The sequence below is a fragment of the Ruminococcus sp. AM26-12LB genome, from assembly GCF_003480785.1.
Taxonomy (GTDB): Bacteria; Bacillota; Clostridia; order Lachnospirales; family Lachnospiraceae; genus Blautia_A; species Blautia_A fusiformis.
Genome location: NZ_QUJX01000027.1, coordinates 5227 through 22116, shown reverse-complemented (window position 1 = coordinate 22116; position 16890 = coordinate 5227). Strand labels below are relative to the sequence as shown.

Annotated in this window: 15 protein-coding genes; 13 read left to right on the top strand and 2 right to left on the bottom strand. The window is 46.8% G+C overall.

All coding sequences use genetic code 11. The annotated features are described in order from the left end of the window. Positions 1–148 precede the first annotated feature (148 nt). The 12 genes from DW694_RS15970 to DW694_RS15915 all read left to right on the top strand — a co-directional run bounded on the left by DW694_RS15970 (position 149) and on the right by DW694_RS15915 (position 13735). Complete coding sequence (locus tag DW694_RS15970) at positions 149–1489, top strand: CCA tRNA nucleotidyltransferase (RefSeq protein ID WP_118753311.1); 1341 nt, start codon at positions 149–151, stop codon at positions 1487–1489. Between the two features lie 59 nt (positions 1490–1548). Then, entirely contained in the window at positions 1549–2523 is a 975-nt protein-coding gene (locus DW694_RS15965) for a hypothetical protein (protein ID WP_118753310.1), read from the top strand. 98 nt (positions 2524–2621) lie between these two features. Further along, positions 2622–4355, top strand: coding sequence for a phospho-sugar mutase (locus tag DW694_RS15960; protein WP_118753309.1), 1734 nt, complete (start codon positions 2622–2624; stop codon positions 4353–4355). 102 nt (positions 4356–4457) lie between these two features. Continuing rightward, the gene (locus DW694_RS15955) at positions 4458–4751 is read left to right on the top strand and encodes an HU family DNA-binding protein (protein ID WP_227573730.1); all 294 of its coding nucleotides are present in this window, start codon (positions 4458–4460) and stop codon (positions 4749–4751) included. A gap of 73 nt (positions 4752–4824) precedes the next feature. After that, a complete protein-coding gene (locus DW694_RS15950) occupies positions 4825–5064 on the top strand; it encodes an RNA-binding S4 domain-containing protein (RefSeq protein ID WP_015527118.1) in 240 nt (79 codons plus the stop codon). Between the two features lie 90 nt (positions 5065–5154). Continuing rightward, positions 5155–5436 (top strand): sporulation protein YabP, encoded by a 282-nt coding sequence (gene yabP / locus DW694_RS15945; protein ID WP_044960948.1) that lies wholly within the window; start codon positions 5155–5157, stop codon positions 5434–5436. Positions 5437–5547: 111 nt separating this feature from the next. Continuing rightward, entirely contained in the window at positions 5548–5862 is a 315-nt protein-coding gene (locus tag DW694_RS15940) for a septum formation initiator family protein (protein ID WP_021650636.1), read from the top strand. A gap of 119 nt (positions 5863–5981) precedes the next feature. Further along, positions 5982–7475, top strand: coding sequence for a SpoIIE family protein phosphatase (locus DW694_RS15935; protein WP_015527120.1), 1494 nt, complete (start codon positions 5982–5984; stop codon positions 7473–7475). A 25-nt stretch (positions 7476–7500) separates the two neighbouring features. After that, positions 7501–8943, top strand: a complete 1443-nt coding sequence (gene tilS / locus DW694_RS15930; RefSeq protein ID WP_118753308.1) for a tRNA lysidine(34) synthetase TilS — start codon at positions 7501–7503, stop codon at positions 8941–8943. Further along, positions 8940–9467: a hypoxanthine phosphoribosyltransferase gene (gene hpt / locus DW694_RS15925; protein WP_015527123.1), complete on the top strand. Its 528-nt coding sequence runs from the start codon at positions 8940–8942 to the stop codon at positions 9465–9467. The genes tilS and hpt overlap by 4 nt, the downstream gene beginning before the upstream one ends. Before the next feature lie 16 nt (positions 9468–9483). Next, a complete protein-coding gene (gene ftsH, locus DW694_RS15920; RefSeq protein WP_022427362.1) occupies positions 9484–11331 on the top strand; it encodes an ATP-dependent zinc metalloprotease FtsH in 1848 nt (615 codons plus the stop codon). A 286-nt stretch (positions 11332–11617) separates the two neighbouring features. Next, entirely contained in the window at positions 11618–13735 is a 2118-nt protein-coding gene (locus DW694_RS15915) for a glycoside hydrolase family 13 protein (protein WP_015527124.1), read from the top strand. An 80-nt stretch (positions 13736–13815) separates the two neighbouring features. Here DW694_RS15915 and DW694_RS15910 read toward each other — a convergent pair whose 3' ends face one another. Further along, positions 13816–14127 (bottom strand): metalloregulator ArsR/SmtB family transcription factor, encoded by a 312-nt coding sequence (locus DW694_RS15910; protein ID WP_022427364.1) that lies wholly within the window; start codon positions 14125–14127, stop codon positions 13816–13818. A gap of 134 nt (positions 14128–14261) precedes the next feature. Then, positions 14262–16574: a heavy metal translocating P-type ATPase gene (locus DW694_RS15905; RefSeq protein WP_330591128.1), complete on the bottom strand. Its 2313-nt coding sequence runs from the start codon at positions 16572–16574 to the stop codon at positions 14262–14264. A gap of 12 nt (positions 16575–16586) precedes the next feature. Here DW694_RS15905 and DW694_RS17030 point away from each other — a divergent pair. Continuing rightward, the coding region (locus tag DW694_RS17030; protein ID WP_182465514.1) for a hypothetical protein at positions 16587–16890 on the top strand (304 nt) is incomplete at its 3' end.

The following is a 16890-nucleotide window of genomic DNA, read 5'->3' as shown; positions in this document are numbered from 1 at the left end:
GTGGGAGAAGCAAGAATCCCCCTGCTTTAGCTGTGGGGAGTGTCAAGGAAAACATATCAGAATATTATTCGGCTGCTGACATGGAGATAATACAGCGAAATGTAAACGTGTTTTGAACGGACAGCAGCGATCATCAAGAGGAGTTATTATGACGATTAACATACCACAAAAAGCAGAACAGATCCTGCATATTCTCAATGAAGCCGGCTATGAGGCATATGTTGTTGGCGGCTGTGTCCGGGATTCCATCCTGGACCGGGTGCCTGGGGACTGGGATATCACTACCTCCGCACTTCCGGAACAGGTGAAGGAGCTTTTTCACAGAACTGTAGATACGGGGATCCAGCATGGAACAGTAACTGTAATGATGGGCAAAGAGGGCTTTGAGGTGACAACCTACCGTGTGGACGGAGAATATCATGATGGCCGTCACCCGGATGCCGTGACCTTTACCAGGAGTCTTGAGGAAGATCTGAAACGAAGAGATTTTACCATTAACGCCATGGCTTATCATCCGGGGCATGGACTGGTGGATCTGTTTGGCGGAATGGAGGATATCAATAGGAAGCTCATCCGTTGTGTCGGGGATCCGGTGGAACGTTTTACAGAGGATGCTCTTCGGATGCTCCGTGCAGTGCGTTTTTCCGCACAGCTTGGTTTTACTGTGGAGGAGAATACGAAAGCGGCACTGGCGCGGATGTCGGGGAACCTGGAGCATGTCAGTGCAGAGCGTATCCAGACAGAGCTTGTAAAGCTTCTGGTATCCGATCATCCGGATTACCTCCGAACCGCCTGGGAGACAGGTCTTACCCGGGAATTTCTTCCGGAATTTGACGCCTGTATGGAAACCGAGCAGAATACCCCTCATCATTGCTATACCGTGGGAGAGCACATTCTGAAAAGTCTTACAGAAATCGAGAATGACCGGCTTCTCCGTATCACCATGCTTCTTCATGACATTGCCAAGCCGGTTGTAAAAAAGACAGATGAGAATGGCAGAGACCACTTCAAGACTCATGGTCCTGCAGGCGAGAAGCTGGCGGGGAAGATCCTGCGCCGTCTGAAATTTGATAATGTAACGATCCGAAATACCTGTCGTCTGATCCGGTATCATGATCTTCGTCCCACTCCGGACGCTGAGGATGTGCGGAGAGCTGTGAATCTTATCGGAGAAGAGCTTTTTCCGCTGTATCTGAAAGTGCAGAAGGCAGATCTTTTATCCCAGAGTACTTACAGGAGGGAGGAGAAGCTGGCACGGTTAAGCGGTGTGACGGAAGCTTATCAGGGAATCCTTGAAAGAGGTGAGTGTACATCTCTGAAAAACCTGGCAGTTTCCGGAAAGGATCTTATAAAGGCAGGACATCCGGCCGGACCGGCATTGGGAGCACTGCTCGAAAGACTTCTTGACTGTGTACTGAAAGATCCAACCCTTAATACAAAAGAAAAACTTCTTGAAACAGCAGAAAAAGACAGCATAAAAACCGAATAGAATAACAAAAATCCCCCCTGCATAAAATAGAACGTAAAATAAGGCAGGGGGGAACTTTTTTGTATGATTATGGGTTGAGCGTGCTGGAGCAGTATGGGCTTACGGCTTCATTCTCCGGCAGGGTGCGGGGGGCACTTCTGTGCCGGACAGAAAAAGGTCCGGTGATACTCCGGGAATTTCATGGCTCGGAAAAAAAGCTTTCCATGCAGCAGCAGCTTCTTGAAAAAATGAAAGAACAGAACTGTCTTGTGGACGCCTATCTCAGAAACAGGGAAGGCGTACTGGTAAGCAGGGACAAAGATTCTGTTCCATATACTGCACAGATCTGGTTTGAGGGACGGGAATGTGACACGAGATCCGAAAACGATATTTTAAAAAGCATTCGGACTCTGGCACAGATCCACAAGATCATGCAGCTTCCTGTGGAAATGGATTATGCGGGAAGAAATCTGCAGGAAGAATATATCCGGCATAATCAGGAAATGAAAAAAATACGCCGTTTTATCCGAAAAAAAGGAGCGGTCAATTCTTTTGAGAAGGATTATCTGAAAAGCGTGGAATGGTTTCTGCAAAAAGGAGAAGAAGCGGCAGCTATGCTGGAAACCACGGATTATAAAAATCTGCGGCAGCAGTCTCTTCAAAGCGGCAGTATCTGTCATGGCGAATATAATCAGCATAATGTGCTGATACTTGGGAAAAACACAGCGGTGACGAATTTCAGTCACTGGAGCTTTGATGTGCAGATGGCAGATCTGTATCGCTTTATGCGGAAAATCCTGGAGAAATACAGCTGGGATTTGCACATCGCGCAGAAGATGCTTTCTGCATATGATTCCGTACGGCCGCTCTCGGAGTCTGAGTGGCAGAACCTGAGAGTCCGGTTCTGTTATCCGGAAAAATACTGGAAACTGGCAAATCATTATTATACACATAACAAGGCTGTGATCTCCGGAAAAAATGTGGAAAAGCTGAGAACCCTGATCCATCAGAAAAAACAGTGGGAGGAATTTTCAAAACAGTGCTTCAGGCAGTAATGATGCTGAATGTGACAAAAACAAAACTTCCCTTTTTCTGAAAATTGTTATATAATATTAAGTATCTTATATAAAGAAACAGGGAGGTATTTTGGAACATGGATTATAAAGAAATCTATAATCAGTGGCTTGAAAACCCATACTTCGATGAGGCGACAAAAGAAGAACTGAAAGCGATCAAAGACGACGAAAATGAGATCAAAGAGCGTTTTTATATGGATCTTGAGTTTGGTACGGCAGGCCTGCGTGGTATCATCGGCGCAGGTACCAACCGTATGAATATTTATGTGGTAAGAAGAGCAACCCAGGGGCTTGCCAACTATATTGCCAAGGTTGACAAGAAATCCCAGGGAGTTGCTATCGCATATGATTCCCGTCATATGTCACCGGAGTTTGCCCAGGAAGCAGCACTTTGTTTGGCAGCAAACGGGATCAAGGCTTATATCTTTGAGACACTTCGTCCGACACCGGAGCTTTCCTTTGCAGTACGTCATCTGGGCTGTGTGGCAGGTATCAACGTAACAGCCAGCCACAATCCTCCGGAATACAACGGATACAAGGTTTACTGGGAGGACGGCGCACAGATCACACCACCTCATGATTCCGGTATCATGGGCGAGGTAAAGGCAATCTCCGACTGGAATACCGTAAAGACCATGGACAAGGAAGACGCAGTAAAGGCAGGACTTTTCGAAGTGATCGGACAGGCTGTCGATGATGCTTACATGGTAGAGCTTAAGAAACAGATCATCCATATGGATGCGATCCAGGCAGAGGGCAGGAACCTGAAGATCGTTTACACACCTCTTCACGGAACCGGCAATATCCCGGCCAGAAGGATCCTTAAAGAGCTTGGATTTGAGAATGTATATGTAGTACCGGAGCAGGAGCTTCCGAACGGGGATTTCCCGACAGTCAGCTATCCGAACCCGGAGGCAGCAGAGGCATTTGAGCTTGGCCTGAAGCTTGCGAAGGAAGTGGATGCAGACATCGTACTTGCCACAGACCCGGATGCAGACCGTCTTGGCGTCCGCGTAAAGGATAAAAACGGAGAGTATCATGATCTTACCGGTAACATGTCCGGATGCCTTCTTGCAAACTATGAGCTGAGCCAGAGAAAGGCTGTAAACGGAAGCCTTCCGGAGGACGGAGCTCTTGTAAAGACTATCGTTACAACAAACCTGGCAGATGCCATTGCCAAGGGATACAATGTGAATCTTATCGAAGTACTTACCGGATTCAAATACATCGGACAGCAGATCCTCGGATTTGAGAACAGTGGCAAGGGTACATATCTTTTCGGATTTGAGGAGAGCTACGGCTGCCTGATCGGAACCTATGCAAGAGACAAGGATGCCATTGTTGCTACCATGGCACTTTGCGAAGCTGCTGCTTACTATAAGACACAGGGCAAGACTCTCTGGGATGCAATGATCGATATGTATGAGGAGTTCGGTTACTATAAGGATGCCATTCAGGCAGTTACCATGAAGGGTATCGAGGGACTTCAGAAGATCCAGGAGATCATGACAACACTTCGTCAGAATCCGCCTGCTGAGTTTGCCGGACATAAGGTGACTGCTGTACGTGACTACAAGCTGGATGAGATCACAGATCTTGCAACAGGTGAGAAGAAGCCGACAGGACTTCCGAATTCCAATGTTCTCTACTATGAGCTTACCGATGATGCATGGGTTTGCGTAAGACCGTCCGGAACAGAGCCTAAGGTTAAATTCTATTATGGCGTTAAGGGAACATCTCTTGCAGATGCAGACGAGAAATCCGATGCAATGGGCAAGGCTGTTCTTGAAATGGTTGATTCCATGAAATGATAAAATGGTCACATTCCGCCTGTAATATGCGAAAAACCTTGACATTATAAGCCAAAAGCGGTATATATATAAAGCAAAGTCAAAAATAAGAGAACATCAATTATAGGAGGAAACACCATGAATAAAACAGAGTTAGTGGCAGCAATGGCGAAAGACACCAATCTTTCCAAGAAAGATGTAGAAGCTGTTCTGAAATCTTTTATCGATGTTGTAACAGATGAACTGAAAAAAGGCGAGAAGATTCAGCTGGTTGGATTTGGAACTTTCGAAGTAAGCACAAGAGCTGCAAGAGAGGGAAGAAATCCTCAGACTGGTGAGACCATGACGATCGAGGCTTCCAAGTCTCCGAAGTTCAAAGCAGGAAAAGCTTTAAAGGACGTTGTCAACGGTAAATAATCTGTTGGTTCAGAGTGATAACGGCAGGGGAAACCGGTTTTTGGTTTCCCCTGCTTTTTTAGGAGGAAAAATTATGCGTCTTGATAAATATCTGAAAGTATCCAGACTGATCAAACGCCGTACGGTGGCAAATGAAGCCTGCGATGCAGGAAGAGTTCTGGTCAATGACAAGCCGGCCAAGGCTTCTGTACAGGTAAAGACCGGTGACACTGTGGAGATCCAGTTTGGAAGCCGTAATGTAAAGGTTGAAGTCCTGGAAGTTAAGGAAACGGTAAAAAAGGATGAGGTGGAAAGCATGTTCCGCTATATCTGATGCAGGGACAGCTGCCGTTTGGGCGTGATGGTCTATTCCAGATGGATTTTTCATAAAATAAAAGAGAAATCATCCCCAGGGAGGTATGGATTGGACGAGAAGAAACCGGCAGCATTTCACAGTCTGATGTTGGAGCGGCAGAAAGGCGGCACCATAACGGGAATCCGGGAGGTGATCTCTTTCGATGAAAAAGAAATACTGCTGCATACAGAGGAAGGAAAGTTATCCATAAAAGGCGAAGGACTTCATGTAAAACATCTTGATCTGAAAAGCGGGCAGCTTAGCTTGGAGGGAAAAATCGACAGTCTTACCTATCTTGGCAGGAAAAAGGACAAAAAAGAAGGATCCCTTTTAAAAAGACTGTTCCATTAAAGCTAAAATGACAGCAAACCGGTTGATATTTTTTTGAAGAAGTTGTAAAATTTGGATGTATAAGCTCGTAAAAGGTAAAGAGATCAGATTGTGTAAAAAAGGAGCAGCAGATTGAAAAATCCAAAAAATGGAAAAGAAAAAAAACGGATCGGATATAATTATCTTGGCATGGCGGGGATCATGGTGATCGCACTGGTGTTGCTGGGAAGCCTTATGCTGCAGAGTAAGACTCTGGAACGGCGCAGGGATTATTATGATTCCAAAGCTACAGCACTGGAGAAGTCCATTGAAAGTGAGAAGGAACGTACCAAGGAGATCGAAGCAGAGAAAGAACATATGAAGACCGACGAATATGTGGAAGAGGCGGCTCGTGAGAAGCTGGGACTTGTGAAAGACAACGAGATCGTGTTTCAGGAAGAAAAATAGCTGAAAATCAAAGGTTTCGACGAAATTTTTTTTGACATTTTCGTGCGGCTTTGACAGATATTTCAGGGATCTTCCTTTATAATGTTCAGTCAGTGAAGGTTATAAGGGGAGGGGAAAATATGCAGGAATGGATCATTGCCATGCTCGTAGTCAGCATACTGCTGATACTCCGGGACATGGCAAAAACTGTCTTTTCGGGAAAAACGAAGGAAAAAGAAGAAATGCTGCCGCTTTGTGAAAGCCATCCCCAGAAGGAAAAAGTGGAACGGTATGCAGCATCCTTCCGGAAGCTTGCGGATACATTCTACGGAATGCCTTACCGTAAGGAATTTTTGAGCGGAGGACAGCTGAACCGTATCATATCGGACACCAGTGCGGCTGTATGTTCCAGATGTTATCAGAGAGAGATCTGCTGGGGAGAGCGTGCCGGGGAAACCATGCGGGGCAGTGAGAATATGATCCGTACCATGGAGGAAGGCAATGAAGAGAGTATCCAGAGAGCACGCAGTGAATGGATGGGAGCATGTGGCCGTTCCGCCCAGTATTTTCAGGTCCTGAATGAGGGATTTCGTGAAGAAAGGCAGAATCTCGTGTGGGATAACCGGATGATCGAAAGCCGGCTTGCAGTTGCACAGCAGCTGACGGAAATCTCGAGGATCATGGATCATATGGCAGAAGAGCTGTATGATATCATGCCGGCAGATCCGCAGTTTCAGGAAGATCTGAAAAAGGCTCTTCGTAAAAAGCATGTACTTGTAAAGAATGTCTGGGTCATGGATAAGATCGAAGGAAGACGGCAGATATTTCTGAATCTGAGAGCCAGGAGCGGACAGTGTGTTTCCATGACAGAGATCGCGCAGATCCTGTCCAGGATCTGCGGAAGCTCCATGACGCCGGACGCCGACAGCCGCAGTATTGTAAATGGAGATTTTCGTATGGTCCATTTTGTGGAGGATGTCAGTTATCAGATGCTTTACGGAGTAGCGCGGCTTACAAGAGAAGCGGAAAAGGTTTCCGGAGACAATTATATCTGTCGTCAGGAAGAGGATGGCAGGTTTTTTCTCTGTCTGTCTGATGGGATGGGTTCCGGAATAGAAGCGTTTAAAGAAAGCGAGATCGTGGTAGAACTTCTGGAACAGTTTCTGGAATCCGGCTTTTCTCAGGAGACAGCTGCCAGAATGGTGAATTCCGCACTGCTATTGAAAGGACGGGAAGGGATGTTTTCTACTGTTGATATCTGTGCGGTGGATCTTTATACCGGGATCTGTGATTTTCTGAAAGCAGGGGCGTCTTCCACATTTATTAAAAGAGATCACTGGGTGGAATCCATTGCTTCGGAAAATCTTGCAGCAGGCTTGGTCCAGCAGCTGGATTTTGATACTGCCTCAAGGAAGCTTTATCATGGAGATTATCTGATCATGATGACAGATGGAGTTCTGGATGCGCTTCCTACAGAACGGGAAGAGGAAACCATGAAGGAGATCATTATGGATGTCCGGGAAAAAGAGCCCAGGGAGATGGGACGGGGAATACTGGAAAGGGTCCTGGGATACAGTGATTATCATGCCAGGGATGATATGACAGTAGTTGTGGCAGGATTGTGGAAAAAATAGAGTATTTTTGGTTACAGGAGAAAAAATGATCACACGTGTAAGAAAATATATCAGAGACAATCGGATGCTGAAAGCAGAGGATATGGTTGTGGCAGGGGTTTCCGGAGGGGCGGATTCCATAGCAATGCTTCATATTTTGAAAAGTCTTCAGAAAGAGATCGGTTTTTCCATGGAAGTGGTTCATGTCCATCATGGAATCCGGGGCCAGGAGGCGGACAGGGATGAGCAGTTTGTGGAAAAAATCTGCCGGGATTGGGGAATCCCTTTCCGGTCCAGGCATTATCCGGTTCCGGAGCTTTCCGGAAAGTGGAAGCTGGGAGAAGAAGAAACCGGAAGGATCGTGCGAAAACAGGCGTTTCAGGAGGAAAAAAAGAGACTTGGTTTTTCCGGAGAACAGTCAAAAAAGAACGGACAGTTCCGGGTTGCGCTGGCACACAACCGCAACGATCTGGCAGAGACTATGCTGCATCATCTGGCAAGGGGAACCGGTATCCGGGGACTTTCTGGGATACAGGCGGTAAATGGTGAGATCATCCGGCCGGTTTTGTGTTTAGAACGGAAGGAGATCGTCAATTATCTGAAAGAGAGAGGTATTTCCTATATCACAGACAGCAGCAATCTTTCAGATGACTATACAAGAAACCGGATCCGTAACCATATTCTTCCGGCTATGGAACAGAAGATCAATGCAAAAGCGGTGGAGCATATGGCAGAAACCGCACGGGTTCTGGCAGAGGCAGATTCGTATCTTCAGAAAAAGGGAAGGGAGCTTCTGGCAGGCTGCCGGAAAGAAAATGGCTATCTTCTGGATGAAAAATTTTTTGCACAGGATCCTATCCTTCAGGAATATGCGGTGATGGAGGCGTTTGAGATACTGTCAGGAAAACGTAAGGACTTTACATCTCTTCATGTGGACCAGGTTCTTTCGCTTCAAAAAAAAGAAAACGGTCGTTATATCAATCTTCCGGAATCGCTGCGGGTAATACGACAGTACGGAGGGGTATGTCTGAAAAAGAACTCTGCATCAGACAGAGAGAACGATGCTTCCACTGAAAAAAAAGTATCGGCAGGTCTCAGAGAAATGTCTATGGAGCTTCCGGTACCTGGAATTCTGGAAAGTCCTTTCGGAGTTTTTGAGTCGAAAATTTTTTCTTATAAGAAACAGAAGATTGAAGAAAAAAAGTATACGAAATGGTTTGATTATGATAAAATAAAAAATAGTCCATGCGTTCGGACCAGAAGACAGGGAGATTATCTTACTGTAAACAGTGAAGGCGGAAGAAAGAAGCTGAACCGGATCTTTATTGATGAGAAGATTCCAGCGGAGATGAGAGACAGGCTTCCGGTTGTTGCGGTAGGATCTGAGATACTCTGGATCCCGGGAGGACGGATGAACGAGAAGTATAAGATCACTTCCACTACAGGGAGAGTGTTAGAATTACATTACCAAGGAGGAGCTTTAGCATGAGCGAAAAAATCAGGGTTTTACTCAGTGAAGAAGAGGTAGATGCCCGTATCCAGGAAGTTGCAGATATGATCAACAAGGATTATGACGGAAAAGATGTACACATGATCTGCGTTCTGAAAGGCGGCGTTTTCTTTATGTGTGAGCTTGCCAAGAGGATCACACGCCCGGTAACACTGGATTTCATGTCTGTGTCCAGTTACGGTGATGATACGAAATCCAGCGGTGTTGTAAAGATCGTCAAGGATCTGGATCAGCCACTGGACGGGAAAGATGTTCTGATCGTAGAGGATATCATTGATTCAGGCAGAACCTTAAGCTATCTGCTGCGTATCCTGAAGGGCAGACATCCGGCAAGCATCAGACTCTGTACACTTCTTGACAAACCGGAGAGACGTGTGACAGATGTAGAGGTAGATTACTGCTGCTTCAATATTCCGGACGAGTTTGTAGTAGGATACGGACTTGATTATGCCCAGAAATACAGAAACCTTCCTTACATCGGAGTAGTGGAGCTTCAGGACTGAAAGGAGATTTAACCAAGTGAGCAAGCATTCAGGTAAGATAGGCCTGTACCTTCTGCTTATTGTGGCACTGATCGCAGGATATCTGTATCTCAATGACCAGGTATCTACCCAGGGCAGCTACACAATGGGCCAGCTGGAAAAGGCTCTGGAAGAAGACAAAGTGACGGATGCGGTGATCCATCAGAACAGAGAAGTGCCCACCGGTTATGTAACCGCAAACATTGTTTCAGACGGTCAGAAGACAGTCTACGTAACCGATGTAAAGGAAGCGGAGGCGCTTCTTGAAGAACATGATATCGATCCAACGATCCGCAATGTACCCAAGGACAGCTCCATGATCGGAACAGTACTTCCGGTAGTGCTTACCGGCGCGATCCTTCTCTTTTTCTTTATGATGATGAACCGGCAGATGTCCGGAGGCGGCGGAAGCAATGCGAAGATGATGAACTTTGGAAAAAGCAGAGCCAGGATGTCGTCCCCTGATGATAAGAAAGTAACGTTCAAGGATGTTGCAGGTCTTCAGGAGGAGAAGGAGGATCTGGAGGAAGTGGTGGATTTCCTGAAATCCCCACAGAAGTATACCAAGGTAGGTGCCAGGATCCCGAAAGGCGTGATCCTTGTGGGCCCTCCAGGAACAGGTAAAACTCTTCTCGCGAAGGCAGTTGCAGGAGAGGCCGGAGTTCCGTTTTTCTCCATTTCCGGATCCGATTTCGTGGAGATGTTTGTTGGTGTCGGTGCTTCCCGTGTACGAGATCTTTTTGAAGAGGGCAAGCGTCATGCACCGTGCATCATCTTTATTGATGAGATTGATGCGGTAGCCCGTCAGAGAGGAACCGGTATGGGCGGCGGCCACGATGAGAGAGAGCAGACATTGAACCAGCTTCTTGTAGAGATGGATGGTTTTGGAGTAAATGAAGGAATCATCGTAATGGCAGCGACCAACCGTGTGGATATTCTGGATCCTGCGATTCTCCGTCCGGGACGATTTGACCGTAAAGTCGGTGTGGGACGCCCGGATGTTAAGGGCAGAGAAGAGATCCTTATGGTCCATGCCAAGGACAAACCGCTGGGAGATGATGTGGATCTTCGCCAGATCGCCCAGACAACCGCAGGATTTACAGGCGCAGATCTGGAGAATCTTCTTAACGAAGCTGCTATTGATGCTGCAAAAGAGGGCCGTCCTTATATCATGCAGAAGGATATCAAGAAAGCATTCATCAAGGTCGGGATCGGTGCAGAAAAGAAGAGCAAGGTCATCTCTGATAAAGAGAAAAAGATCACAGCTTATCATGAAGCAGGCCATGCGATCCTGTTCCATGTACTTCCTCATATGGATCCGGTATACACCATTTCCATTATCCCTACGGGAATGGGAGCTGCCGGCTACACCATGCCGCTGCCGGATAATGATGAGATGTTTAATACAAAGAACAAAATGCTGGAGGATATCACCACGCTTCTTGGCGGACGTGTGGCGGAGGAGATCATCTTCGGAGATATCACCACCGGTGCTTCCAATGATATCAAACGTGCCACAGAGACTGCACGCTCTATGGTAATGAAATACGGTATGTCTGAAAAAATCGGTCTGATCGCTTACGGCAACGATGACGATGAGGTATTTATCGGCCGTGATCTGGCACATACCAGAGGCTACAGTGAGGAAGTGGCAAGAGAGATCGATGGGGAGATTTCCCGTATCATCCGTGAGTGCCATGAGAATGCAGAGAGCATTATCCGTGAGAATATCGGCGTTCTTCACAGCTGTGCGGCCCTTCTTCTCGAGAAGGAAAAGATACATCGTGAAGAGTTTGAAGCACTTTTTACAACAGAAAAAGAAGAGGTTGCAAAAACAAACGAATAAAATGCACAAAAAAAAATATTGAATTTTGTGAACTTTGTGCACACTTTTTGGTGGACACATGGTACTATAAATACCGTAAAAACCCCCCAATACATTATATAGTTTTTGCTACACCCCATAAGAAGAAATACCTTCTCCAAAAAAGGCAGCTTAACCAGCTGCCTTTTTTACTGCCCAAAAATAAAGACGGATTACGGAGAAAACAGATATATATGCTTACGGGATGGAAAAAATTAAGATAATATATTTAAAAACATGGTACTAAAAACGGAATGAGGAAGATAGAATGTTATATGAAAGCATGGAGACTGCAAAGAAGATGCGGTATATACTCAATATGAGTCCGGTATTAAATAAAGACGCAATGTTCAGTGACGGGACGGAATATTACCGTACACCTGTGGAGCCGCGGGAAGGTGATACAGTTACGATCCGTTTTCGTACCCAGAGAAATAACGTGGACAACGTCTGTCTTGTGCATGACGGAGAATATCTGGAAATGAAGCGGGAAAAAACTTCCGGAAGCTTTGATTATTATACTGCACAGATCGTAATGGGAAAAGATCTTGTACGATATTACTTTGAGATCCATTCAGGACTTGTTACCTGTTATTATGATACAAATGGTGTAAGCACCAGACATGAGGAAAGGACAGAATTTGAGATCTATCCCGGATATCATGTGCCTGAGTGGCTGAAGGGTGCTGTGATGTATCAGATTTATGTGGATCGTTTCTGTAACGGAGATCCTTCCAATGATGTGGAAACAGGGGAATATTTCTATATCGGGGACACTTCCGTAAAAGTGGATAACTGGGAAAAGGTTCCGGCTGTGATGGGTGTCCGGGAATTTTATGGCGGCGATCTTCAGGGAGTTATGGATAAGCTGGATTATCTTCAGGAGCTTGGAGTAGATGTGATCTATCTGAATCCGGTCTTTGTCTCTCCCAGCAACCATAAGTATGACTGTCAGGATTACGATCATATCGATCCGCATATCGGAAGGATCGTAGCGGACTGTGATGGTCTGTTAAGTCCCGGAGACAGTGATAACAGTCATGCCCTTAAGTATATCCGCCGTGTGACCGATAAACGGAATTTGGAGGCCAGTAATAAGCTTTTTCAGGAGCTTGTGGAGGAAATTCACAGAAGAGGGATGAAAGTGATCCTGGATGGGGTATTTAACCATTGCGGATCCTTTAATAAATGGATGGACAGGGAACGGATCTATGAAAATCAGGAAGGCTACGAGAAGGGGGCTTATGTTTCGGCGGACAGCCCTTATCGTTCTTTCTTCTGCTTCCAGGATCAGAACCGCTGGCCCTATAATCCAACCTACGACGGCTGGTGGACCCATGATACCCTGCCAAAGCTGAACTACGAAGAATCTGAGGAGCTTTGCCGGACGATCCTTGATGTGGGCAGAAAATGGGTTTCGCCGCCGTATAACGTAGACGGCTGGAGACTGGATGTAGCTGCAGATCTGGGCCACAGCAATGATTTTAACCATCATTTCTGGAAAGAGTTCCGGAGGACAGTAAAAGAAGCCAATCCTGATGCAGTGATCCTTGCAGAACACTACGGAAATCCGGAAAGCTGGCTTCGCGGCGATGAGTGGGATACGGTTATGAACTATGACGCTTTTATGGAGCCTGTAACCTGGTTTCTAACCGGAATGGAGAAGCACAGTGATGAGTACCGGGAGGACCTTTATGGCAACAGTGAGGCCTTTATCGGGGCGATGAAGCATCATATGCAGTCTTTGCATATGGGAGCGCTTTATGGAGCCATGAATGAGCTTTCAAACCATGACCATTCCAGATTTTTGACAAGGACCAATCACAGAGTAGGAAGGCTTTCCTACGCAGGCGCAGAGGCAGCATCTGCAGGCATCAATCCTGCCATCATGAGAGAGGCTGTTGTGATCCAGATGACGTGGCCTGGTGCGCCTACGGTATATTACGGGGATGAGGCCGGCGTCTGCGGCTTTACAGATCCGGATAACCGCAGAACTTATCCCTGGGGAAAAGAAGACCAAGAGATGCTGGACTTTCATAAACGCATGATCTGCATACACAAGGCATATCCGATTCTTGCAAAGGGTTCCCTGGAATTTCTGTGGAACGATCATCAGGGCTTGAGCTATGGTCGTTTTTCTGATTCTGAACAGATCATAGTGATCCTCAATAATCAGGATCAGGAGAGAGACATAAGGGTAACAGCCTGGAAAACCGGTGTAAGCCGGAAAGAAGCAACGGCTTTTCAGCGCCTGATGCTTTCTTCCGGAGAGGGTTATACGGAAATGCCGGAAGAATATATTGCAGATGCAGGGATTCTTCAGGTGAAGATGCCTGCATACGGAGCGATGGTGCTTCACCACAGGGCGAGGGATAAATACAAATGATGTACGAGTAAGGCAGAGAAAAAAGCCAATCTGTTCTTCCATTAGGAAGCAGATTGGCTTTTTGCATTGTGTTTTATGAGTTATTCTTCTGTAACGTGTTCCAGACCCTGATTCATGATGGTTGCCACATGGCTGTCTGCCAGGGAGTAGTAAATGGTTTTTCCATCTCTTCGAAATTTGACCAGTGACATCTGCTTCAGTACCCGGAGCTGATGGGAAATGGCACTCTGGGTCATGGAAAGACGATCGGCAATATCCTGAACACAGAGCTCTTCCACAGAAAGTACGTACAGGATACGGATCCTGGTAGGATCACCGAAAACCTTGAACAGGTCGGCAAGCCGGTACAGTGTATCATCATTGATCGGGTAATCTATATGTGTTTTCTTCATTTGCGCATCCTCCAAACTGTTAACTTCTATTGTAGCTGAAAAAAACGCACCGGTCAAATTCTTTTCTGCATCACTGGGGAGTTGTATGGATGCACAGGGATCCGCTGCAGGATATCTGCCCTGCAGAACGGATCTTATTTTTTATACAGGATACGAATGGAATTCAGCACGCAGATCATGGCAACGCCAGTGTCTGCAAATACGGCCATCCACATGTTGGCATGTCCGGCAAGACCAAGGATCATAACTGCGATCTTGATCACCAGGGCAAATATTACGTTCTGCCATGCAATACGGTTTGTGCTTCGTGCAATGGCGATAGACTGAGGGATCGCATCTACATTGGAATTCATAAATACGGCATCTGCGGCTTCAATGGCAGCATCTGCACCGCTTCCCATGGCAGCACCTACATCAGCACCTGCAAGAACAGGAGCGTCGTTGATACCGTCACCGACAAACATAACCGTTCCATGTGCCTGGCGGACCTTTTTCAGGGCATTGAGCTTATCCTCCGGAAGAAGCTTTGCATAGATCTCATCGATCCCGGCATCTTTTCCTACAGCCTGTGCACTGTCTTCGGAGTCTCCAGTGAGCATAACGGTGTGGAGACCAAGCTTTTTCAGAGAAGCAATGGCTTCCTTTGCGTCAGGTTTGATGGTATCGGAGATCAGCATATATCCTGCGAAGGTTCCGTTTACTGCCATAAATACTTCAGAGCCGTAAGCGGCTTCCTTTAATTCTCCGATTGTAACTCCGAATTTATCCATCAGCTTGCGATTTCCGCAGAGAACTTTTCCCTCCGGCATTTCCGCAACGATCCCGTGACCGGAAATTTCTTCCAGGGAGATCGGTTTTTCAAATTGGATCTCACGTTCCTTTGCGGCAGCAACGATGCTGTTCGCAATAGGATGTGTGGAGTTCTGTTCACAGCCTGCACACATGGAAAGGAGTTCATTTTCCGTGTATTTACCGGTGGCAACAACCTTCTGAAGCTGGAAGTTACCCTCTGTGATAGTACCGGTCTTATCCATGATCACAGCGCCGAGCTTACTTAATCCTTCGATGGAAAGGCCACCCTTGAAAAGGATACCCTTTTTAGAACCGGCACCGATCCCGGAGAAGAAGGCCAGCGGGATACTAAGTACAAGAGCACAAGGGCAGCTCATTACCAGGAAAGTAATGGCTGTGTAGATCCAGTAATGCCAGTTTCCGGTAACAAGGGATGGGAGTATGGCAGTTGCCACTGCGATTCCTACAACACAAGGAGTATAAACCTTGGCAAAACGTGTGATAAAGCGGTCGATCTTCGGTTTGCTTGCTGCCGCGTTTTCTACGGAATCCAGAATACGAGTGACCATGGATTCTTCCAGAGGTTTTTCCACGCGGATCTTAAGTTGGCCGGAAGTGTTGACGCAACCAGAAGTGATCTCATCACCTTCATTTACAGCAACCGGTACAGGCTCTCCTGTGATCGGAGAAGTGTCGATACGGCTGTTTCCCTCAATTACGATACCATCAAGAGGGATGCGGTCTCCGGGACGGACCAGAAGAATGTCTCCGATCTGAGCTTCTTCAGAGGGAATTACCTGGATATCATCGCCTGTGACCAGGTTTACAACTTCCGGACGAAGGTCTACGGCATCCATGATCTGCCCGCGGCTTCGTTCAACGGCTTTTTCCTCAAAAAGCTCGCCGATGCGGTAAAAGAGCATAACGCCTACGGCCTCAGCAGAATCATTGATGGCAAAAGCGGCAAGTGTTGCAATGCTCATGAGAAAGTTTTCGTCAAAAATCTGTCCGTGAGAGATGTTTTTGGCAGCTTTTACAACGATAACACCCCCAAGCGCCAGGTATGCGATCACAAATACAGGAAGAGTGGCACTGGTACCAAAGCCTTTGTGTTCCATGATCTCTCCGGCAACGAAGAGTACTGCACCGATGATAATGCAGATGATATCTACGTTTTCCTTGGAGAAAAATTTCTTCTTGGAAGCGGTTGTGTGAGTCACTGTTTTTGGGGACTGAGCCTTTGGCTTCGGATCCTTTTCTTTTACAAGAACTTCGGATTCAATGGATGTACAGATCTTACGGATCTGATCCAGGTATCGATCCGGATTCTTTGCAGTTAAGCGAAGCTGTTTTGTTGCAAAAGTGATGGTTGCTTCGGAAATGCCTTCAAGGTTTGCAATCTGTTCCTCCATTTTGGAAGCGCAGTGAGCGCAGCCTAGATTCTCCAGAAGATAGGTCTTAGTTGTTGTGTCAGTGGAAGCTACCGGAGCTGGATTTCTCGGAACAACTTTAACTTCAGACTCAATGGATGTGCAGATCTTGCGGATCTGCGGAAGCAGAGCGTCTGGATCTGCAGCCCCTAAGCGAAGCTGTTTTGTTGCAAAAGTAATGGTAGCGCTTTCGACGCCTTCAAGAGCCTGGATCCGTTCCTCCATTTTGGAAGCACAGTGAGCGCAGCCGAGGTTCTCCAGAATGTAGACACGCTTTGCGGTGAGAGCATTGTGGGAGTGACCATGGTGCTCATGCTCGTGATCCCCGCAGCCACAGCTGCAGTGCTCGTTATGGTGGTGATGGTGTTCGTGTGCATGATGTTCGTGTTCGGAATCCTCGCAGCCACAGCCGCAGTGCTCGTCATGGTTGTGAAGGTGCTTGTGTTCATGATGTTCGTGCTCGTGATCCTCGCAGCCACAGCCGCAGTGTTCGTCATGGTTGTGAAGGTGCTCGTGTTCATGATGTTCGTGCTCGTGATCC

Excerpts from the sequence above, each read along its gene's own strand:
- DW694_RS15970 (WP_118753311.1), top strand. The coding sequence starts at position 149 with ATGACGATTAACATACCACAAAAAGCAGAACAGATCCTGCATATTCTC.
- tilS (WP_118753308.1), top strand. The coding sequence starts at position 7,501 with ATGATCACACGTGTAAGAAAATATATCAGAGACAATCGGATGCTGAAA.
- hpt (WP_015527123.1), top strand. The coding sequence starts at position 8,940 with ATGAGCGAAAAAATCAGGGTTTTACTCAGTGAAGAAGAGGTAGATGCC.
- DW694_RS15960 (WP_118753309.1), top strand. The coding sequence starts at position 2,622 with ATGGATTATAAAGAAATCTATAATCAGTGGCTTGAAAACCCATACTTC.
- DW694_RS15935 (WP_015527120.1), top strand. The coding sequence starts at position 5,982 with ATGCAGGAATGGATCATTGCCATGCTCGTAGTCAGCATACTGCTGATA.
- DW694_RS15905 (WP_330591128.1), bottom strand. The coding sequence starts at position 16,574 with ATGGAGGAACGGATCCAGGCTCTTGAAGGCGTCGAAAGCGCTACCATT.
- DW694_RS15910 (WP_022427364.1), bottom strand. The coding sequence starts at position 14,127 with ATGAAGAAAACACATATAGATTACCCGATCAATGATGATACACTGTAC.
- DW694_RS15915 (WP_015527124.1), top strand. The coding sequence starts at position 11,618 with ATGTTATATGAAAGCATGGAGACTGCAAAGAAGATGCGGTATATACTC.
- DW694_RS15950 (WP_015527118.1), top strand. The coding sequence starts at position 4,825 with ATGCGTCTTGATAAATATCTGAAAGTATCCAGACTGATCAAACGCCGT.